The organism is Paenibacillus peoriae KCTC 3763, assembly GCF_000236805.1.
In the GTDB taxonomy this organism is placed as follows: domain Bacteria; phylum Bacillota; class Bacilli; order Paenibacillales; family Paenibacillaceae; genus Paenibacillus; species Paenibacillus peoriae.
Genome location: NZ_AGFX01000012.1, coordinates 273,688 through 292,103 on the forward strand (window position 1 = coordinate 273,688; position 18,416 = coordinate 292,103).

The following is an 18,416-nucleotide window of genomic DNA, read 5'->3' on the forward strand; positions in this document are numbered from 1 at the left end:
AACTTGGCAAACTTGGCAAACAAAGCAGCCAGCCGACCCGTGGTACAAGGAAGGCTGGCTGTTGTGTTATCAGGAGCTATACCCGGTGATCCATCGGTAAAGAGAACAGATACATATTGATGACTGCGAGCAAAATCATTAGCGCATAATAAGGCAGCAGCTTTTTCCAGGAAGCCCTATTCCCTATACGATAAACGGTATAAGCTGAACCGACAAGACCCAGCAGAATAACAAAATACTGCATAAGCTGTACAGTGCCTACCGAAGCCAATGCCAGATCTCCGGTTAATGTATAGCCAAACAAATTACCCGTATTGAACCAAATGGCTTTGCCTTCCGTGAACATGTGGAAAAGATTGTGCGCCAAGTGACCAGCCAAGTCAAGCGGAATAACGGCGTAACCAAAACGCACGAAATTCTCTTTTACTTTCTCGGATGTTTCTTGGCGGGCAGTTAATTTCGCTGTTCCCCACAGCATGGCGATTGGAATCATCATGGAAACCACAAAAGCAACCGTAAAATTCACCGGGTAGTAGGTAGTTTGCGTGATCTTGCTAATTACTTTTAAAATATCTTGCCAAATTCCTAACATCGTAAGATTTTGTACAAAAACGATTCCCATAATAACCGCTGCCAAAAATGCATGCTCGGCTTTTGGTTTTTTGATTCCCCACAGCTCTGCAGTCGGCGTTCTCGGGGTAATACGGATGGAATTGTTAGGGCATGACTTCACGCAATTTCCGCAAAGGTTGCAATCCGCACTGTCATCCATTGTACGAACAAATTGAAACATGGGACATCCTTCTGTCTTGTTGTCACCTTTAAAACAGGATTGTGTCTTGCAGGTTTTGCAAACGTCTGGTGTTCCGCGAAGCTCCAGCATACCTGAACGGGAATAGTTGCCCGCCAATCCTCCGAGAAAGCAAAGTGTTTTACAAAAGGTCCTTCTTTCGAAAAATACGGAAGTACCGACAACCATCGTCGTCAGAACAAGCAGCAGATATCCCGAACCACGCGGCGACTCAATGATTCCCCAGATGTGATCGGACCATGTAATCATGATAAAAAAAATATCAATCATCCATATTCCATATTTCTTTAAAAACTTCGGCATCGGCCTTTCGCTGCCGACCAGCTTGCGAACAATGTCACTGATTTTACCAAAAGGACAGACTGCGCACCAGAAACGGCCCAATACCAGAAAAATAATGGGAATGGCCGGCCACCACAGCACCCACGTCAATGAAGTTCCAAAATTTCGACTGGGATTGACCGTACCGGCAACCAGCTCATATACAATAACAGAAAATACGATCATCGCCGCCCACTGGAATATTCCGGGATACCATCGGCTCTTAATAAAGGCTTTTACAAACGGAATATCCAACAAGTTATATTTCTTTTTGTCAGGCGGGATGCTCACCTGCTGCGTTTTATTGGCCGGGTTGATCATGCTTGAGCACGTCCCTTCTTCAGTAACCATTTACGACAGGCTCCATAGAGAATAAATGCCGCCATTATGGCTGCAAATGTACTTAATACCGGAATATTTGGAGGTGTTTCTACTACTATTTTCTCGCCGTGGCCGCCATGTCCTCCATATCCACCACTTTCCGCAGATGTATTAGGAGCAACTGCATCCTTACTGGTGCCCATATCCATGTGTTGGTGTTCCTCCATAGTCATACTGTGGGAATGGGTATCATCCATCTGCATATCAGAAGTCATTTCTTCTTTTGCCGGGTTCTGTAGTTCTTGTACCGCTTTGTGCCCTGCTTGTCCATGCTCATCGTGTTTTGTCGCCTCGTCTGCCAAGGCTGTGCTGACAAACGAGAGGAGTCCAATAAGCACAATGATGACTCCGCATCTTTTCATTCATCTCTTCCTTCCTTTTGAGTTCTTTTATCTGAGTAATTGTAAAAAGAAAGTATGTAGAAATTGTGTAGAAATTGTGCGAATGACACGAAAACCCAAAAAAAGATGATATTTCAAGACATATTTGAATTCCTCTAGCCACATCAAAAAGCCGTTGAACCAGCAGAACCGCTTCATGGTGTGAACGGTCTGCCGTTTCGACGGCTTCAAATTTTGCTGATTCAACGTTGTTTATTCAACCAAATGGCAAGCTACCCAGTGATCTGGACGAGCCTCGCGATAGAGCGGAACTTCTTGGGAGCAACGGTCGATCGCAAAGGGACAGCGAGTATGGAACTTGCAGCCTGAAGGAGGGTTAACCGGACTCGGGATATCCCCTTTGAGCAATATGCGTTCCCTTTTCAGCTTCGGCACCGGAATAGGTACAGCGGACAGCAGCGCCTTCGTGTACGGATGCAGCGGATTTTCGAACAGTGCATCACGCGAAGCTGTTTCGACCATAGAACCCAGATACATCACTCCAATGCGGGAACACAGATGCTCTACCACACTCAAGTCATGCGAGATAAAAAGATAGGTCAACCCCCGCTCGGCCTGCAATTTGGCAAACAGGTTAATAATCTGCGCCTGTATGGATACATCCAGCGCCGATACCGGCTCATCAGCGATGATCAGATCCGGCTGAAGTGCCAGCGCCCGGGCAATGCCAATCCGCTGACGCTGACCTCCCGAAAATTCATGTGGAAAACGGTCGATATGATACTCCGACAAGCCGCACAGCTTGAGCACGCCCAGTACAATGGACCGGACCTCTTCCTTCGTCGCCAGTCCATGGTCCAGCAGCGCCTCGCCAATCGCATCACCGATCCGCACCCGCGGATTCAGCGAGCTGTACGGGTCCTGAAAGATCAGCTGGATTTTAGGACGAAGCTCCTGCATCCCTTTTGCAGACAAGCTGTGCAAGTCGACCCCTTTGTATTTCACGGTACCGTCCGTCTTGTCCGTCAATCTGACAATCGTACGGCCCACCGTGCTTTTGCCGCTCCCCGACTCGCCCACCAGCCCAAAGGTTTCTCCTTGACGGATGGTAAAGCTGATATCGTCCACCGCCCGCACATGCCCTGAAGTACGATTCATAAACCCGGATTTGACCGGAAAGTACGTTTTTAAGCGGTCTATTTCCAACAATGGCTCAGCCATGCACAACCGCCTCCTCATATAACCAGCAGGCTGCCTTCTGCTGAGCTGAAACTTCTTTTAATATAGGCTCCTTCACGCGGCAAATGTCCATACAATGCCCGCAGCGGTCATGAAAGTAGCAGGAAGCCGTCAGCTCCAGCGGATTAGGCACCTGTCCGGGGATGGAATACAGCTCCTTTTGGCGCTGATTCAGCACCGGCTTGGATTTGAGCAATCCCTGTGTGTAAGGATGCTGGGGGTGTTTGAATAGCTGCACCACTTCACCTTCCTCGACGATTTTGCCTGCATACATCACAATGACGTAATCAGCCATTTCTGCGACAACACCCAGATCATGGGTGATTAGCATGAGCGACATATTGGACTGGACTTTCAATTCACGCAGCATATCAAGAATTTGCGCTTGTATTGTCACATCCAGTGCCGTGGTTGGCTCATCTGCGATTAGCAACTTGGGACCGCAGGACACCGCAATAGCGATCATGATGCGCTGCAGCATTCCCCCGCTCAGCTCATGCGGATAACTTTTCAAAATTTGCTCCGGCCGCGAGATGCCGACCTGTTCGATCAGCTCCAGTGCCCGCTTGCGTGCTTCCTTGCGGCCCAGCTTCAAATGCTCAATTAATGGCTCGGACAATTGTTCACCTATGGTCAAGACCGGATTCAGTGAAGACATCGGCTCCTGAAAAATCATAGATATGTCATGCCCGCGAATCGTGCGCATCTCATTTCTGCCAAGCTCCAGCAAATCAGTCCCCTCAAAACGGATGCTTCCACCCGTCACTTTACCACCTGGACTCTGGATCAAGCCCATGATCGACATCGCGGTAATGCTCTTGCCACAGCCTGATTCACCGACAATGCACACCGTTTCCCCCGGCTTCACACGAAAGCTGATATCATCCACCGCTTTAACGGTTCCTTCTTCTGTATAAAAATGAGTGCTTAAATGCTCAATCGAAAGTAAATTGTTCATGGTGTATGATCACCTACCTCTTATGTTTCGGGTCAAGTACATCCCGCAGTCCGTCACCAAAAATATTAATAGCGATGACTGTCGCAAAAATAGACAAGCCTGGCGGTATCCACAGCCATGGACGCTGCTGAAAATCCAGCACATTGTTGGCGGCATCAATCATATTGCCCCAGGTCGGTGTCGTAGGCAGCACGCCAAGTCCAAAGAAGCTAAGGACAGATTCACTCAAAATAGCTCCGCCAATGTTCAATGTAGCGATCACGATTAGCAGCGGCAAAATATTCGGCAGCAGATGTTTGAACAGCTTGCGGCGATTGGATAATCCCAGCACGGTCGCGGCCTGCATAAATTCACGCTCCCGCAAGCTAAGCATCTGGCCTCTCACCATCCGTGCAATCCCCGGCCAGTTGACCAAGCTCAGCATCAGCATGACAATGTACATCCGCTGATCGGGCGGAACCTTCCAGTCAGACAGCAGCGCGCCCATAATAAATAGCAGCGGCAAACTGGGAACCGTCAGCAGCAAATCAGCTACACGCATAATGATCTGATCGGCGATCCCGCGAAAATAGGCAGATATGATCCCCAGCGTTGCCCCCAAAACGACGGACAACACCATAGAAGCCAGACCCACCGTCAGAGAAATTTGCCCTGCCTGCATCACACGGGTCAGCACATCCCTTCCCAGCTTGTCTGTTCCCAGCCAGTGATGGATGTTCGGCCCCTTGTTCATCATCAATATATTGGTTTTGTTATCGGCATAGGGTGAAAATAACGGGCCGATAAAACAGAGCAAAAACATAAATACCACGACGAGCAGCCCGGTCATAGCCAGCTTGTTTCTAACCAGCTGCCTGAGCGCTTGCTGCCACATCGAGGATTTGGCAGATGTCCGCAGTCTGTCGCTGCTTTTGCTCAAATTACTGCTAACAGATGACATTCCATAGCCCCTCCTTACACTTTTACACGCGGGTCAGCAATGCGATACAAAATATCGGACAGCAGCGTGCCGATGACGCTCAATATGGCAATCAGCATCGTGAAGCCCATGAGCAAAGGATAATCCCGAAGCGAAAAAGATTGCATATACAGCTGACCAATGCCCGGCCAGTTAAAAATCTTTTCAATAATAAGTGATCCGCCAAACAGCGCCGGCAATTCAAAACCAACGAGCGTAATCGCAGGCAACAGTGCATTTCTCAATGCGTGCGTAAAGAGCACTTTTCTTTCCTTTAAGCCCTTGGCACGAGCCGTACGGATATAATCCTGTTGAATCACGTCGATCATATTGCTGCGGAAGTAACGGGTTAGTGAGCCCAGCCCCAGCAGCGTCATTACGATCACCGGCAAGGTCATATGCTGGAGAACCTCCTGTACATACTCCATGCCTGTAGCGTTACTGCCTGTATTGAGCATGCCGCCCGGTGGCAGCCACTTCAGATCGACCGCCGCAATTTTAATCAGATACAGCCCGATAAAAAAAGACGGAACGGACATCGCAGCGAAAATCAGCACCATGACCAACGTATCGAACCATGAATACTGCTTGTAGGCAGCAACCACGCCAATAATGACCGCAATCATCCAGGTCAGGAAGGTCGTTACAATGGCCAACAAGAACGAGTTCCAAATATACTCATTAAACAGGGTCAGCACCGGCTTCTGCTGGGCAAGCGAATAACCGAAATTGCCATGCAGCGCATTTCCCAGCCAGTTTCCATAGCGTTTAAGAATAGGCTTGTTCAGGCCGTAGATTTCTCGCAGCTCTGCCTTTCTCTCCGGCGACAGCTTCAGATTTCCACTGATGAAATCTCCCGGTGTCATGGCATACAGGAAAAAAATCATCATCGAAGCAGCCAGCAAAATAATAATCATGTACGTCAGTCTTTTCGTTAAAAACGAGCTCATGACAGACTCCTTTCATCTCAGGATTGGGCTGCTCAAATCGCATTCCCTATTTGCGAGGCCCCTTGATCCGAACCTGGGGTTCTTCACAAGGGGCCCGCATGCCTACCTTATTTAAGGGACCATTCGAACAGATTACCAGCCAAGCCAATGAACGGACTGACCTGTACATGCTCCATCCGACCATTGTAGGCATACACCGTTTTCTTGTAGTTGGTGAAAATGACAGGCAGTTCATCATTTAACAGCACATATAATTCTTTATATACTTTCTTGCGTTCTTCAATATTCGTCGTAGCCAAGCCTTTTTCATATAACGCTTTGACCTTTGGATTGTTATATCCCTTGATTTCTCCATTAACGAACGGTTCGATTCCATCCGACGGGTCAGTCAGCATGCCTGTTGAGAAGGCGGCCAGATCATAATCCTTCCCTTCCACTTTGGCGACCATGGCATTAAAATCAGCAAAGATTTCCGGTTGCAGATCCACACCAATGGCCTTGTAATTCTCCGCCGCAAGCGCAATCAAGGTGTCTGTCTCCGGACGCTTGGAGGTCAGCAGGTGAATGGTCAGCTTCTCACCGTTTTTCTCACGGATACCGTCACTGCCTTCTACCCAGCCCGCTTCATCCAGCAGCTTTTTTGCTTTTTCCTGATCGTAGTTATACGGGTTGATTCCATCCGTTGTGTAGGACCAGAATATAGGCGAGGCTGGAATGTTGGCCACCGCCCCTGCTCCCTGAGCTGCGTCGACATAAATGCTTTTACGATCCAGTCCATAGGTCAACGCTTGACGAACCCTTTTATCCTTCAGCTTTTCATTTTCCAGATTGACCTGCAAATATCCGTAGGTGCTCGGGGTGTAGGGCAAAATGTTCAAAAAGCCAAGTCCTTTCAGCTTGTCGATATTTTCCTGCGTTGCGGTGAAGGAGGCAAAGTCGGTATCGCCTGTTTCAATGAACTGCCAAGCATCGCCTTCCGCTGTCTTATAAATGAAGTGCTGCGTTTTCGGTTTGCCTTTAAAGAAATAGTCATTGGCCTCTAGACGAACCTCTTGTCCTGGTACGAACTTTTCCAGCTTATAAGCTCCGTTGCCCAGAGGACTGCCATGCAGATTTTTAAAATAATCCAGCTGTCCGAATTTGTAATCCTTGCCGTAGTAAGCCTTGGACAATACATTGTCGCCGAGAATGGACAGGGCCAGCGCGTTTGGCTTTTCCAGCGTCACAGAAATGGTCTGCGGATCAATCACCTTGATCCCGTCAATTTGTTTTGCTGTGCCCTCCGTATAGGCTTTGCCGCCTTTAATGTTCAGCTTTCGGATTTGGCTGTCGCCAGGATAGGCTTTGTCATAGATCAACGTCCAGGTAAAAGCAACATCCTCTGCTGTCAAAGGGGAGCCATCACTGAATTTGGTTCCGGGAACCAGATGAAACGTATACGTCAGATTATCCTCGGAAATATCCCAGCTCTTCGCCAGATTGGGCAGTGGAAGCCCCTTCTCGTCTACCGTAACCAGCGGAGTCCACAACTGCGAAATGACGTTGCCGTCATAACCGCTTTGGTTAAAGTACGGCGTGAACACGCCTGCCGGGTCGGTCAGACCGACAATAATCGTGTCGTTTCTTTTTTGCGACACTTCCGGCAACTTGGACAGATCAGAGGCCTTTACCAGACTTGTTAAAGGTTGTGCTGTAGCAGCCTGCTGCGTGTTCTCATCATTCTGCGTATTAGCATGGCTAGCGCTGTCCGATCCCCCGCTTGAGCAAGCAGCTAATAAAGTAGAGCTTGCCATAAGTAGACTGCCAAGCAGAATCATTCCCTTTTTCAAAATAATCCCCCCAAGTTAATTTAGTTAATTCCGATAGAACAAGTTGTGATTAATAAGATAAATCTCATTATAGGAATCTATTCCGGTTCTGTAAAGAGAGAACCCCCATTTTATGCAAAAAAATAGACGTCAACTCATCTGGATTCCAAATGACCTGCGTCTATTTGTTTAAAGTGTTAAAGTCCAACCTGTGCGTACAGCCTAATTTCGCTTCATATAGCCCAGGATACTCGCATGCATTTCATCTACGGCCGAAAGCCGCGCGCTGTAACCAAGCAATGTTTCACCATCAAAATGAGCATGGATGAAACCAGCGGCACGGAGCTTGAATATATGGTCATGCGTGATTCCCTTGGACAGCTTGAGATGACGGACAATCTCAATGAAGGTTCGTGGAGACTGGCTTTGGTACAAATATTTTAAAATCTTGAGCCTGCTCTTCTCCCCCAGACTTCGAATCATCCGGTATTCCTGTGGAGATAAAAAGTCTTCCGCTTGAACATAAATCCCCGCCGAATAATGACACAGCAAGAGCGATCCAAACTGGTAAATGATATTAATAGGTTGAAAATGGTATTGTGGCACCAGCAACACCCGCGTTAATCCCTCGGAAGGCTCGAACCGGAAGCCATTGGTTGTACGATCCACCCATTCCGTAGAGCTATATACATCCTTCTCCTTATTTCTCCGCTCGGCTTCCTGCTCCAGCCCGCTTAAAATCTTCCTATCCACATGGCGAAAATACTCCTCATACCAGCCGGATAGCAGCCGTACAGCAAGCCTGCGAAGCTGCTCCATATCATCAGGCAGCGGGATACCATAAGCTGATGCTTGGTCATTCAGTTCCTGTGCAGTCTGGCTCTCCAGACGATCTACAACCTCAGCAATATCGCCTTGATCGGTAAGCATGCAGACAAGTCCATAAATGACCTTCCAATCTGCATTGATTGCCATGGACTCCAGCAATCCGGCCAAACCTGGAGACAGCGTTCCTCGCACCTGCTCCGCCCATGCGGATGATAAATCAGTCTTCTTGTAAGCCTTGCGGCAAATAAAGGTGTGTAGGCTGCTGAGCAGCTCAAACACCGGTCCATATACTACATGTACATCATAAGGAGCATCTACGTCATGACTCATCGCTCTCTGTCCTCTTTTCTTTCATGTCTAACGTTCATTATACATATTATCGTACACACGTTCATTCTCAGTAACCCAGTCATACAAATATGAACGATACTGGTCACAAATATCAAGATACAAAAAAAGCCTGATATCATCAGACTCCAATGGTTCAGCTATGCATTAAAAAAGGTTGTCTTCTGCATATTGCAAGAGACAACCCTTTAAAATAATAATGTGATGCTTACTGTTTATTCGCTGCGACTTTCCACTCTAAAATCCCTGTGGATGCCGAACCTTTGGATGCCATTTCAATTCTTAACTTCGTTGTTTTCACAGGCGTAAAAGTGGTCGTGTTATATTGATCTGCCGCAGTGCCCAATCCATTGGCCTGCTTGACATTGGACCAGCCTCGACCGTTCCAGTACTTAATCTTGTAAGACTTGGGTACATCAATGCCACCCCCGTCTTTGAACCAATATACATCGGTTTGCGATACCGTTTGCTCTTGATCAAAGTCATATTGAACCCACTGGGTTCCCGTTTCAGGCCAGTTGCCGTACACGGCATGACTTCTGTCAGTGGAGTTGGCAGGATCAAAGCCATCATTAAGTGCGCTTATATTTTCCCAAGGCGAAGTATAGGAAGTGCTGGCTGTTGCAGCTGGCGCAATGTTCACGTTTTCGTCAGGTAATGTATCGATAGGACCCTCGCCGCCATTATTCACGCTTGGGAAACGCGAAGTATCTTTTTTGAGCTGGCTCCAGGTATAACGCAGCATCCAGATATCCCAGTCGGTGATATGATTGGAATTGCCGGCCCACATAATGGTGTTGGTTGGGAAGCCACCTGGTGGACGCTCGTGTTCTTCATAAAAATCGTTTAAACCAAAGCCATGTCCAATCTCATGTTCGGTAATCTGAATCTCATCAGCGTTCACCGTGCTCAGAATGTAATCATCATTCATACGTTGTCCCCAGTCACCGCCGGCTCCTCCACCGAAATTTTCTGTAGCCCAAAGATACATATCAAAACGTTTATCCAATCCGCCCGGATACGAATAGTTCGGGTCGGTAAAATGCTCAAATCTCGATATTTCATTAGGCGCAACAGGAAGTGCAGCAGGAATTCCCGGTTGTTCGGAAGCTAGCACATCTGTAATGGTATCCGTATAAATGACCTCGTCAGGCTGCTTGTCCAGCAGCAGTGAAGGATCGGCAACAGCCCAGCCTACCACTTTTACTTTAATATTCTTATAGGGCCAGCCATCATATCCCTGAAGATGCTCTGTCCAATGGTTCATCTGGCGATCTAACATTTTGGCAATATCCTGGCGTTGCTTCAGTGTAACCCGCTTAGAGGATTGCCAGCGTACAACATAATTAAGCGTCCCTTTTCCCGCAAAAATTTGATCGAAAATTATATTTTTTCGGTTAGTCGAGCCTTCAGTCAGCATTCTATTCTTCCAAACCCACTCCACCGATGATTTGAGATAAGCTGGCATATCAGCCAGTGTCGAATCACCCGTGGCCGCAACCACGGCACGCTCATTCATCTGCGCATCCGCAGATACAAAACTAGTATTTCCCATCAGTAAGGAGCTGGCAATCACCACGGAAAATGATGCCGCCATGATTCCTTTTTTCTTCAACATTCGAATTCCTCCATATCATTTCAAAGTATTTACTTATTGATTAGCAGTTCCTCAGTTAGCTGCGACTTTCCACTCTAAAATCCCTGTGGATGCCGAACCTTGGGATGCCATTTCAATTCTCAATTTCGTTGTTTTTACAGGCGTAAAAGTGGTCGTGTTATATTGATCTGCCGCAGTACCCAATCCATTGGCCTGCTTGACATTGGACCAGCCTCGACCGTTCCAGTACTTAATCTTGTAAGACTTGGGAACATCAATGCCACCCCCGTCTTTGAACCAATATACATCGGTTTGCGATACCGTTTGTTCTTGATCAAAATCATATTGAACCCACTGGGTTCCCGTTTCAGGCCAGTTGCCGTACACGGCATGACTTCTGTCATTGGAGTTGGCAGGATCAAAGCCATCATTAAGTGCGCTTATATTTTCCCAAGGCGAAGTATAGGAAGTGCTGGCTGTTGCAGCTGGCGCAATGTTAACGCTTTCGTCAGGTGATGTATCAATGGGACCCTCGTCGCCCCTGGTCGTATTGGGGAAACGGGAGGCATCTTTTTTGAGCTGACTCCAGGTATAACGCAGCATCCAGATATCCCATTCGGTGATATGATCGGAATCACCAGCCCACATAATGGTGTTGGTTGGGAAGCCACCCGGTGGACGCTCGTGTTCTTCATAAAAATCAGTTAAGCCAAAGCCATGTCCAATTTCATGTTCCGTGATATGGATCTCATCCGAGTTCAAAGTGCTTAAAAGATAATCATCACTCACACGTTGACCCCAATCCTGACCGGTTCCCCCCACAAAATTTTCAGTTACCCACAAATACATATCAAAGCGTTTATCATATCCACCCGGATATGAATAGTACGGGTCCCAATAGTGCTCATATCTGGACAAGACTGCAGGCGCAACCGGGAGTACAGCAGGAATTTCCGGTTTTTCGGAAGCTAGCTCATCTCTAGTCGTTTCCGTATAAACGACCTCATCCGGCTGCTTGTCCAGCAGCAGTGAAGGATCGGCAACAGCCCAGCCTACCACTTTTACATTAATATTCTTATAGGCCCAGCCATCATATCCCTGCAGATGCTCCGTCCAATGGTTGACCTGGCGATCTATCATTCTAGCGATATCCTGGCGTTGTTGCAGCGTAACCGGCTTGGAAGATTGCCAGCGTACAACATAATTAAGAGTCCCTTTTCCCGCATCAATTTGATCAAAAATCGTGTTGTTACGAGACGTCGAGCCTTCGGTCAGCATTCTATTCTTCCAAACCCACTCCACCGATGATTTGAGATAAGCTGGCATATCAGCCAGTGTCGAATCACCCGTGGCCGCAACCACAGCACGCTCATCTTGTGATGAAGCCGCGGACATCATCGTAGCATTTCCCATCAGCAATGAACTGGCGATCACGACTGAAAAAGAAGCCATCATCATTCCTTTTCTACTCAACATGCATTAGACCTCCATAGTTATTTGAATGAATACGGTAGATTACCTGAAACGATTAACTCTATCACCTCCTTTGCGTATTTATGTATTTGATCTATAAGATCAACGATAATCTATCAATCCTCCTTGTCGTTTTTTGTAAATAATCACAAACTATATTATCACTGGATTATTGCATAGTCAATATTTTCCTTGATGATTTAAATTAGGTATTTTGCTCGTATATTGGAACGATGTTACCGCTTCTTATGCAAAAAGCAGGTATCAAAAAACCGGTATTTTGTAAAATGAAAGAACCGCCTCTTCACGAAATCAATTCCTTCACAGAATTTGATTTTGGAAGAAACGGTCCTATTTATAGGCTTTTTTTCGCTATTCTATGCATTTTTTACCGGGAAGGGAAACGAGAAGTATCCTTCTTGACCTGACTCCAGGTATAGCGCAACATCCAGGTATCCCACTCTGTTATTTTGGGGGAATTTCCTGCCCACATAATTGTAGGTGTCGGGAATCCGCCGGGTGGACGCTCGTGATCTTCATAGAAATCAGGCAGGCCGAATCCATGACCCATTTCATGCTCTGTAATTTGAATTTCATCTGCGTTCAGGGTACTCAGGATGTAATCATCGGACATACGTTGTCCCCAGTCACCGCCGGCCCCGCCGCCGAAATTAGTTGTTCCCCACAGATACATATCAAACCGCTTGTCCAATCCGCCGGGATAAGCATAGTTGGGATCATTAAAATGCTCAAACCGGGACAGTGCGTTAGGCGCAACCGGGAGCTTGGCAGGGATACTTGGGTTCGAATTGCTTAAATCATCGAAAATGGTGTCGGTGTAAACGATTTCATTTGATTGTTTGTTAAGAATTTGTGCTGGATTTGCAACGGCCCAGCCTACGATTTTGACAGTAATATTGTTGTAAGGCCAGCCATCATACCCTTTCAGTTGCTTATTCCAGTTATTGATCTGGCGGCTCAGCATAGAAGCCATGTCCTTACGCTGTTGAAGTGTGAGATTTTTGGAAGATTGCCAGCGTACCACATAGTTTAGCGTCCCTTTTCCCGCATAAATTTGATCAAAAATCAAATTTTTACGGTTGGTTGAGCCTTCTTTAACCATTCTATTCTTCCAAACCCATTCTACCGATGGCTTGAATTTTGCAGGTATATTGGTAGCGGCCAAGCTAATGCTCGTGGATTCAATATCGGAAGCGCTTTCCAAATCAGACGCTGCTGCACCAGCATTAGCCCCCGCAACCAGTAGAGAAGCAGCCATTACCAATGAAAAAGAAGCCATCATCATTCTTTTTTTCTTCGCCATTTCTTCAACCTCCATCACCTGTAATTTTTTGATAATCATTCTTGGGAAATCACAAACCTATGATTCTCGTATCCTCTTACATACCCCCCTCTCAATTTGAATAAAATAACATTTTTATAGTATCACTGGAATATGGAATCGTCAATTAAAAAAATCCCCTCTTTGCTAAAAGTGTTCGGTGAAAAGAAAGAATTAGAAAACAGTTCAGACACAAATAGGATCAATGTTTATTAAGCATTAATAAACATTGATCCTATTTTAGTTGAATAACGCGCCCTGTCTAAAATACAATTGTTTCAGGAGTGACACCCTTCGGATATTCTTCTTCCCATACTTTTTTCTCCGTATAGGCTTGGTACCACATATTTGCAATAACATCAGGATCATTAACTGTACCAACCCCTGGTTCCTTAATAAGTACACCTAAAGATCGGTGACCAACGAAAATACCTTTAGGTGACAGTTCAGTATGAAGATTGGCAACATAATTGCGCAAGCCCGACATTGCGACACCGATATTTCCCACCATTGGGACAGGATAAACCTTCCTTACCGAAACGTTTCGCCAGTGATAATCCTAGTCCTTTACCTGCTCCAATTATCGCTAATGTTTTCATACGTTTATCTCCTTTTTGATTGGCTGAATGTTAATTACATTTGATAGTCTTAATTGTAGAGAGTAGAATTAAACCACTCAATGATCAATATTCAGCTAGATAATAATTATTGATCAAATCAAATAAATGTGACTATTATCTTTTGTGAAAGGAGAGTTTACAGATGGGTAAAGATAAAGTAGACCTGCGCATACTAAAAACAAGGAAAGCAATTAAAGAAGCATTCTTAACTTTAATTCAAACAAAAGGCTATGAACGGATAACCGTTCAGGATATTGCCGACGAAGCCATGATTAATCGAAACACTTTTTACTTACACTATGTAGATAAACCTGACCTAATGGAAAAATTATGTCAGGAAAGTGTGGAGAAATTGAATGTTTGCCCCAGCCCGGATGTGAAGGATATTCACGAAATAGATGAAGCAATGATAACGTCTAGTTTAAGGGAAATATTCTATATCATAGAAGGTGACATTGCCTTCTTTAAAACAATGCTTAGTCACAACGGTCAACCTAACTTCACCTTTCATTTAAAAGAAGCATTAAAAAAAACTATTCTTTTTGATATCAGTGATCCTCATCATGATCGAAAGATGAAAGTTGCTTTAGAATACATGATTTCAGGATTAGTAGGCGTGATTTGTCTCTGGATTACGGACCATGAGAATTTGGGGGTAGAAGAGATCATAGAACATTTGAGCGAAATTCACTTTAATAGCGTGTTAGACTTATTTAAAAATATTTAACAGCAGCAGCTTAGGGCTAAACTGCCCTTTAGTTGAATACGGCGGATCTCTAATGGAGAATCCGCCGCTAACATACTAAAAAAATCGACGATACAGTTCTCTCCGACGCTCTCCACGGAGCTGAGCATAGATTTGCGTGACAATTTAGGGTAAACCTAATTGAAACCGCCTATCCAATAACCGGATAGGCGGTTTTTTACATACTACTTTCCTGCTCCTTTATCACCTGCTCAACTCCCAACAGAATCAGCTTCAATCCGAACTCAAACGCACTGTCGGTTCCCATCAACTCGAACAGCCCGTTCTTGAACATCCTCCGGAATAGTCCTACTTCTGTCTCGCTCATGGAGTCCAGAAGGTGAATCATCTCTTCACCCGGGTTTACTTCCTGGTTCTTAAGGATAGCGGAGACATTACGCTCATGCTGATAATCGTCTAGGACGAAGTAGGAGACATAGTTCACAAGCGTAGTAACCACTTGCATTTTCTGATCTTGCTCAAGCGGCGTCGACTCCACGCAGAGCAGCATACGATTGGTGAACCGGATGATATCCGGTTCGTGGGGCAGCGTCATCATCATGAGCTGCGTGGAGCAGGGGTACCGGTAGAGCACACTCCGCATCGTTACCGCAAGCCCCGTCAGCTGCTCCTTCCAGTCCCCCTCGGAATGAAACTCCTCCAGAATCATTTTCGATACCTGGTTGGCCAGACGCTGGTAAAGATTCTGCTTGCTCTTGAAGTACCAGTACAAAGAGGGAGCCTGAATCCCGAGACAGTCGGCCAATCGTCTCATACTGAATTTCTCGATACCCTCCTCTCCAAGAAGTTCCCACGAGGTTTCCAAAATCTTATCCTCCGAAATTTGAGGCTGCTTTTTTTTCATCGGTATCCGCCTTTTTATCTAACAGTGTAAGTTTACGCTTTACAGGTTCATAAGTTCATGATACCATCTAACACTGTAAGGCACAAACTAACAGTGTTAGACTGAAGGGCAAAATAAATAAAAGAAAGTAGTGATCCGCATGGATGCAGAAAATCTCCATTACTTTGAAAAAGCACCAGTCGCAAAAGCCGTAGCTCACTTCGCTATACCAATGATGCTAGGCACGTCAATGAGTGTCATTTATTCTATCTTGAATGCCTTTCTCATTGGCACACTGGGCAATACTGCCATGTTAACCGCACTCGCACTAACTTTGCCGTTATTCGCGGTAATTATGGCGCTAGGCAACTTGATCGGCATCGGTAGCGGTACATTCATCTCCCGTTTGCTGGGAGAGAAAAAATATGATGATCTAAAGCATGTATCTTCATTCGCCTTTTACAGTAGTTTAGTTCTCGGTCTTATCGTGATGGCCGTTGGCCTCCCGTTGATTGATCCAATCGTTCATGGTCTGGGGGCAACGTCTGAATCCTTCGGATTTACAAAAGACTACGTGACGATTATGCTTGTTGGTTCACCATTTGTCATATTGTTCTTCACGCTGGAGAATATCGTGCGCTCGGAAGGCGCAGCAATCACGTCGATGATGGGTATGATTCTCAGTGTTGTTGTGAATATTATTCTCGATGTGCTAGTCATCTTTGTCTTCCATTGGGACGTGATCGGCGTTGCGTCTGCTACAGTTATCTCTAACTTGGTTGCGAGTGCATTTTACGCCTTCCATATGGGATATAAGAGCCCATTTTTAACCGTCTCCGTAAAATGGTTTAAGGCTACCAAGGACATTCTGAGCAATGTATTCAAAATCGGAGTTCCCGTCTTTGTTATGAGTGTCTTTTTAGGTGCAATGTCGCTCATCCTTAACCTTTTTCTTGCCGAATATGGGGATCAAGCCATAGCGGGGTATGGAATTTCATCACGTTTATTGCAATTTCCTGAGTTTATTCTGATGGGCTTATGCGAGGGAGTCGTGCCGTTGATTGCCTTCTCTTTTACAGCGAATAAATTACGCATGAAGCAAACCATTGGATTCACGATTAAAGCTATTGTGGCGTTAGCAGTCGTGTTCGGTGTTGTCGTCTATCTGATTTCCGACCACTTAATTGGTTTATTTACGAGTGACCCGCAATTAATTGAAATGGGTAGCTACATTCTACATGTGACGTTCTTATCCTTGTTCATTACAGGAATGGTCTCACTGTTTACGGGGATTTTTCAAGCAACCGCGCAAGGAACCGCCGCGTTTATTATGTCAATTATTCAAGGAGTTACTCTGATTCCTGTGTTGTATATTGCTAATCGAATGAGCGGATTCCACGGGGTGGTCTGGTCCCTTGTCATTTCGGATGCCGTCGCGTTCCTTGTTGGTGCCATCATGCTGTATGTTCTGCAGACCAAATTGCAGCCGGATTTGGATAATTTAGTACAGTAGAAAACATATAACACGCAAGAAGGCAGGATAAGGACACTACCCGACCCTGTCTTTTTTAGGTACACTTCGAGACGGGCAAACCCGTGCCTCCTATTCCCTTATATTTCACTTTTCAACGCTCCATTCCCAAAGATATTATTTGTCTGTCTGGGAGTGTTAATAAGACCTACTCTATGAATGCCAGCGCCGACTCTGCCAGTGAAGCCAGCAGCTTCGCCGTTCCCGGCAGCGCACGTTCATCCAGATCAAAGGCCGGATGATGCCATTCCTGGCTCCCCGAAGTGCCAACAAAAACGAACACACCGGGGATGCTTTTCTGATAAAACCCAAAATCCTCGCTCGCCGGGGAGGGTACGGGGCGAACAACCTCTAGGCCGGCAGCGCGAGCTGCCTGCTCCGCAATGACAGCCAGCGGCCCGTCATTCAGCACAGGTGGCGGACCTTCAATCCAGCGGATGGTCGCTTGCGTGGAAAAAGCAGCGGCAACACCTTTGACGACCTGCTCGAAGCGTTCAGCCACCTGTGCACGCACGTTTTCGTCAAACGTCCGGATCGTGCCGTCCAGATAGGCACGGTCCGGGATGATATTCCAGGCGTTGCCGCTGTGCAGCTTTGTAACACTGATCACTGCACTATCCAGTGGGTTGACGCTCCGACTCACAATGGATTGCAGGGCCGTAATGATATGTGATGAGACCACAATCGGATCAATCCCTGCATGCGGCACGGCTGCATGCGTGCTCAGTCCCTCCACCTCAATGTAAAAGCCGTCCGCCGCTGCCATTAGCGGACCTTCCTTGATCCCGACCGTGCCTACCGGCAGGTCCGGCTTATTATGCAGGCCGAATATGGCCTGCACGCCTGCCAAGGCACCGCTGTCCAGCACTTGGGCTGCGCCCTTGGCCTTTTCCTCGGCTGGCTGAAACACCAGCCGAACCGTCCCTTTCAGCTCCTGCTCCCGCTGTTTTAACAATACAGCAGCCCCGAAGAGGGAAGCTGTATGAAAATCATGCCCGCAGGCATGCATCTTGCCCGGATGCACCGAGGCATAAGCCAATCCCGTCTCCTCCTGAATCGGGAGCGCATCAATGTCCGCTCGAAGCGCCACAAGCGGCCCCTCCTGCTGCCCGCCGATTTCTGCCACCAGCCCGGTGCGCAGTGGCACATCCAGAATGGTTATGCTGTGTTCTTCCAGCAGACGGCGGATATAGGCTGTCGTTTCAACTTCCTCATTCGACAGCTCGGGATTTCGGTGAAGATGGCGACGAATGACCACCAGTTCCTGCTCCAAAACCTGCTCCTTGGTCTCGATTGTTCCGCTCATTCCTGTTCCTCCTTC

General features: G+C 46.7%; 16 protein-coding genes. 2 read left to right on the plus strand and 14 right to left on the minus strand.

Features of this window, described 5'->3' with window-relative positions; all coding sequences use genetic code 11:
• Positions 1-76: 76 nt before the first annotated feature.
• The 12 genes from KQI_RS0107650 to KQI_RS0107705 form a co-directional block, all read right to left on the minus strand.
• Positions 77-1,483, minus strand: coding sequence for a 4Fe-4S binding protein (locus KQI_RS0107650; protein ID WP_241763870.1), 1,407 nt, complete (start codon positions 1,481-1,483; stop codon positions 77-79).
• Positions 1,450-1,875, minus strand: coding sequence for a hypothetical protein (locus KQI_RS0107655; protein WP_010346178.1), 426 nt, complete (start codon positions 1,873-1,875; stop codon positions 1,450-1,452). Before KQI_RS0107655 ends, KQI_RS0107650 begins: the two co-directional genes overlap by 34 nt.
• Before the next feature lie 231 nt (positions 1,876-2,106).
• Positions 2,107-3,075 carry an ABC transporter ATP-binding protein gene (locus KQI_RS0107660; protein WP_010346179.1) on the minus strand — a complete coding sequence of 323 codons (969 nt, stop codon included), beginning with the start codon at positions 3,073-3,075 and terminating at the stop codon, positions 2,107-2,109.
• Positions 3,068-4,051 carry an ABC transporter ATP-binding protein gene (locus KQI_RS0107665; protein WP_010346180.1) on the minus strand — a complete coding sequence of 328 codons (984 nt, stop codon included), beginning with the start codon at positions 4,049-4,051 and terminating at the stop codon, positions 3,068-3,070. Before KQI_RS0107665 ends, KQI_RS0107660 begins: the two co-directional genes overlap by 8 nt.
• Positions 4,052-4,064: 13 nt before the next feature.
• Entirely contained in the window at positions 4,065-4,991 is a 927-nt protein-coding gene (opp4C, locus tag KQI_RS0107670) for an oligopeptide ABC transporter permease (protein WP_010346181.1), read from the minus strand.
• Between the two features lie 14 nt (positions 4,992-5,005).
• Positions 5,006-5,959 (minus strand): ABC transporter permease, encoded by a 954-nt coding sequence (locus KQI_RS0107675; RefSeq protein WP_010346182.1) that lies wholly within the window; start codon positions 5,957-5,959, stop codon positions 5,006-5,008.
• A 107-nt stretch (positions 5,960-6,066) separates the two neighbouring features.
• Positions 6,067-7,791, minus strand: coding sequence for an ABC transporter substrate-binding protein (locus tag KQI_RS0107680; RefSeq protein ID WP_039774298.1), 1,725 nt, complete (start codon positions 7,789-7,791; stop codon positions 6,067-6,069).
• 198 nt (positions 7,792-7,989) lie between these two features.
• The gene (locus tag KQI_RS0107685; RefSeq protein WP_010346184.1) at positions 7,990-8,925 is read right to left on the minus strand and encodes an ArsR family transcriptional regulator; all 936 of its coding nucleotides are present in this window, start codon (positions 8,923-8,925) and stop codon (positions 7,990-7,992) included.
• Between the two features lie 226 nt (positions 8,926-9,151).
• Positions 9,152-10,561, minus strand: a complete 1,410-nt coding sequence (locus KQI_RS0107690; protein WP_010346185.1) for a discoidin domain-containing protein — start codon at positions 10,559-10,561, stop codon at positions 9,152-9,154.
• Between the two features lie 51 nt (positions 10,562-10,612).
• Positions 10,613-12,016, minus strand: a complete 1,404-nt coding sequence (locus tag KQI_RS0107695) for a discoidin domain-containing protein (protein WP_010346186.1) — start codon at positions 12,014-12,016, stop codon at positions 10,613-10,615.
• A gap of 385 nt (positions 12,017-12,401) precedes the next feature.
• Positions 12,402-13,337, minus strand: coding sequence for a dockerin (locus KQI_RS0107700; RefSeq protein WP_010346187.1), 936 nt, complete (start codon positions 13,335-13,337; stop codon positions 12,402-12,404).
• A gap of 280 nt (positions 13,338-13,617) precedes the next feature.
• Positions 13,618-13,866 (minus strand): hypothetical protein, encoded by a 249-nt coding sequence (locus KQI_RS0107705; RefSeq protein WP_010346188.1) that lies wholly within the window; start codon positions 13,864-13,866, stop codon positions 13,618-13,620.
• Between the two features lie 251 nt (positions 13,867-14,117).
• Here KQI_RS0107705 and KQI_RS0107710 point away from each other — a divergent pair, with 251 nt between their 5' ends.
• Complete coding sequence (locus tag KQI_RS0107710) at positions 14,118-14,702, plus strand: TetR/AcrR family transcriptional regulator (RefSeq protein ID WP_010346189.1); 585 nt, start codon at positions 14,118-14,120, stop codon at positions 14,700-14,702.
• 196 nt (positions 14,703-14,898) lie between these two features.
• Here KQI_RS0107710 and KQI_RS0107715 read toward each other — a convergent pair whose 3' ends face one another.
• Positions 14,899-15,585, minus strand: a complete 687-nt coding sequence (locus tag KQI_RS0107715) for a TetR/AcrR family transcriptional regulator (protein ID WP_010346190.1) — start codon at positions 15,583-15,585, stop codon at positions 14,899-14,901.
• Between the two features lie 139 nt (positions 15,586-15,724).
• Between KQI_RS0107715 and KQI_RS0107720 the strand changes: the two genes are divergently transcribed.
• Positions 15,725-17,077, plus strand: coding sequence for an MATE family efflux transporter (locus KQI_RS0107720; RefSeq protein ID WP_010346191.1), 1,353 nt, complete (start codon positions 15,725-15,727; stop codon positions 17,075-17,077).
• Positions 17,078-17,243: 166 nt separating this feature from the next.
• On the opposite strand, the gene KQI_RS0107725 is transcribed toward KQI_RS0107720, so the two are convergent.
• A complete protein-coding gene (locus KQI_RS0107725) occupies positions 17,244-18,401 on the minus strand; it encodes an amidohydrolase (protein WP_010346192.1) in 1,158 nt (385 codons plus the stop codon).
• Positions 18,402-18,416 lie beyond the last annotated feature (15 nt).

What these genes read in the sequence shown, in the direction of transcription:
- KQI_RS0107650 (WP_241763870.1), bottom strand. Translation starts at nt 1,483, where the DNA reads ATGGTTACTGAAGAAGGGACGTGCTCAAGCATGATCAACCCGGCCAAT.
- KQI_RS0107655 (WP_010346178.1), bottom strand. Translation starts at nt 1,875, where the DNA reads ATGAAAAGATGCGGAGTCATCATTGTGCTTATTGGACTCCTCTCGTTT.
- KQI_RS0107660 (WP_010346179.1), bottom strand. Translation starts at nt 3,075, where the DNA reads ATGGCTGAGCCATTGTTGGAAATAGACCGCTTAAAAACGTACTTTCCG.
- KQI_RS0107665 (WP_010346180.1), bottom strand. Translation starts at nt 4,051, where the DNA reads ATGAACAATTTACTTTCGATTGAGCATTTAAGCACTCATTTTTATACA.
- opp4C (WP_010346181.1), bottom strand. Translation starts at nt 4,991, where the DNA reads ATGTCATCTGTTAGCAGTAATTTGAGCAAAAGCAGCGACAGACTGCGG.
- KQI_RS0107675 (WP_010346182.1), bottom strand. Translation starts at nt 5,959, where the DNA reads ATGAGCTCGTTTTTAACGAAAAGACTGACGTACATGATTATTATTTTG.
- KQI_RS0107685 (WP_010346184.1), bottom strand. Translation starts at nt 8,925, where the DNA reads ATGAGTCATGACGTAGATGCTCCTTATGATGTACATGTAGTATATGGA.
- KQI_RS0107690 (WP_010346185.1), bottom strand. Translation starts at nt 10,561, where the DNA reads ATGTTGAAGAAAAAAGGAATCATGGCGGCATCATTTTCCGTGGTGATT.
- KQI_RS0107695 (WP_010346186.1), bottom strand. Translation starts at nt 12,016, where the DNA reads ATGTTGAGTAGAAAAGGAATGATGATGGCTTCTTTTTCAGTCGTGATC.
- KQI_RS0107700 (WP_010346187.1), bottom strand. Translation starts at nt 13,337, where the DNA reads ATGGCGAAGAAAAAAAGAATGATGATGGCTTCTTTTTCATTGGTAATG.
- KQI_RS0107705 (WP_010346188.1), bottom strand. Translation starts at nt 13,866, where the DNA reads ATGGTGGGAAATATCGGTGTCGCAATGTCGGGCTTGCGCAATTATGTT.
- KQI_RS0107710 (WP_010346189.1), top strand. Translation starts at nt 14,118, where the DNA reads ATGGGTAAAGATAAAGTAGACCTGCGCATACTAAAAACAAGGAAAGCA.
- KQI_RS0107715 (WP_010346190.1), bottom strand. Translation starts at nt 15,585, where the DNA reads ATGAAAAAAAAGCAGCCTCAAATTTCGGAGGATAAGATTTTGGAAACC.
- KQI_RS0107720 (WP_010346191.1), top strand. Translation starts at nt 15,725, where the DNA reads ATGGATGCAGAAAATCTCCATTACTTTGAAAAAGCACCAGTCGCAAAA.
- KQI_RS0107725 (WP_010346192.1), bottom strand. Translation starts at nt 18,401, where the DNA reads ATGAGCGGAACAATCGAGACCAAGGAGCAGGTTTTGGAGCAGGAACTG.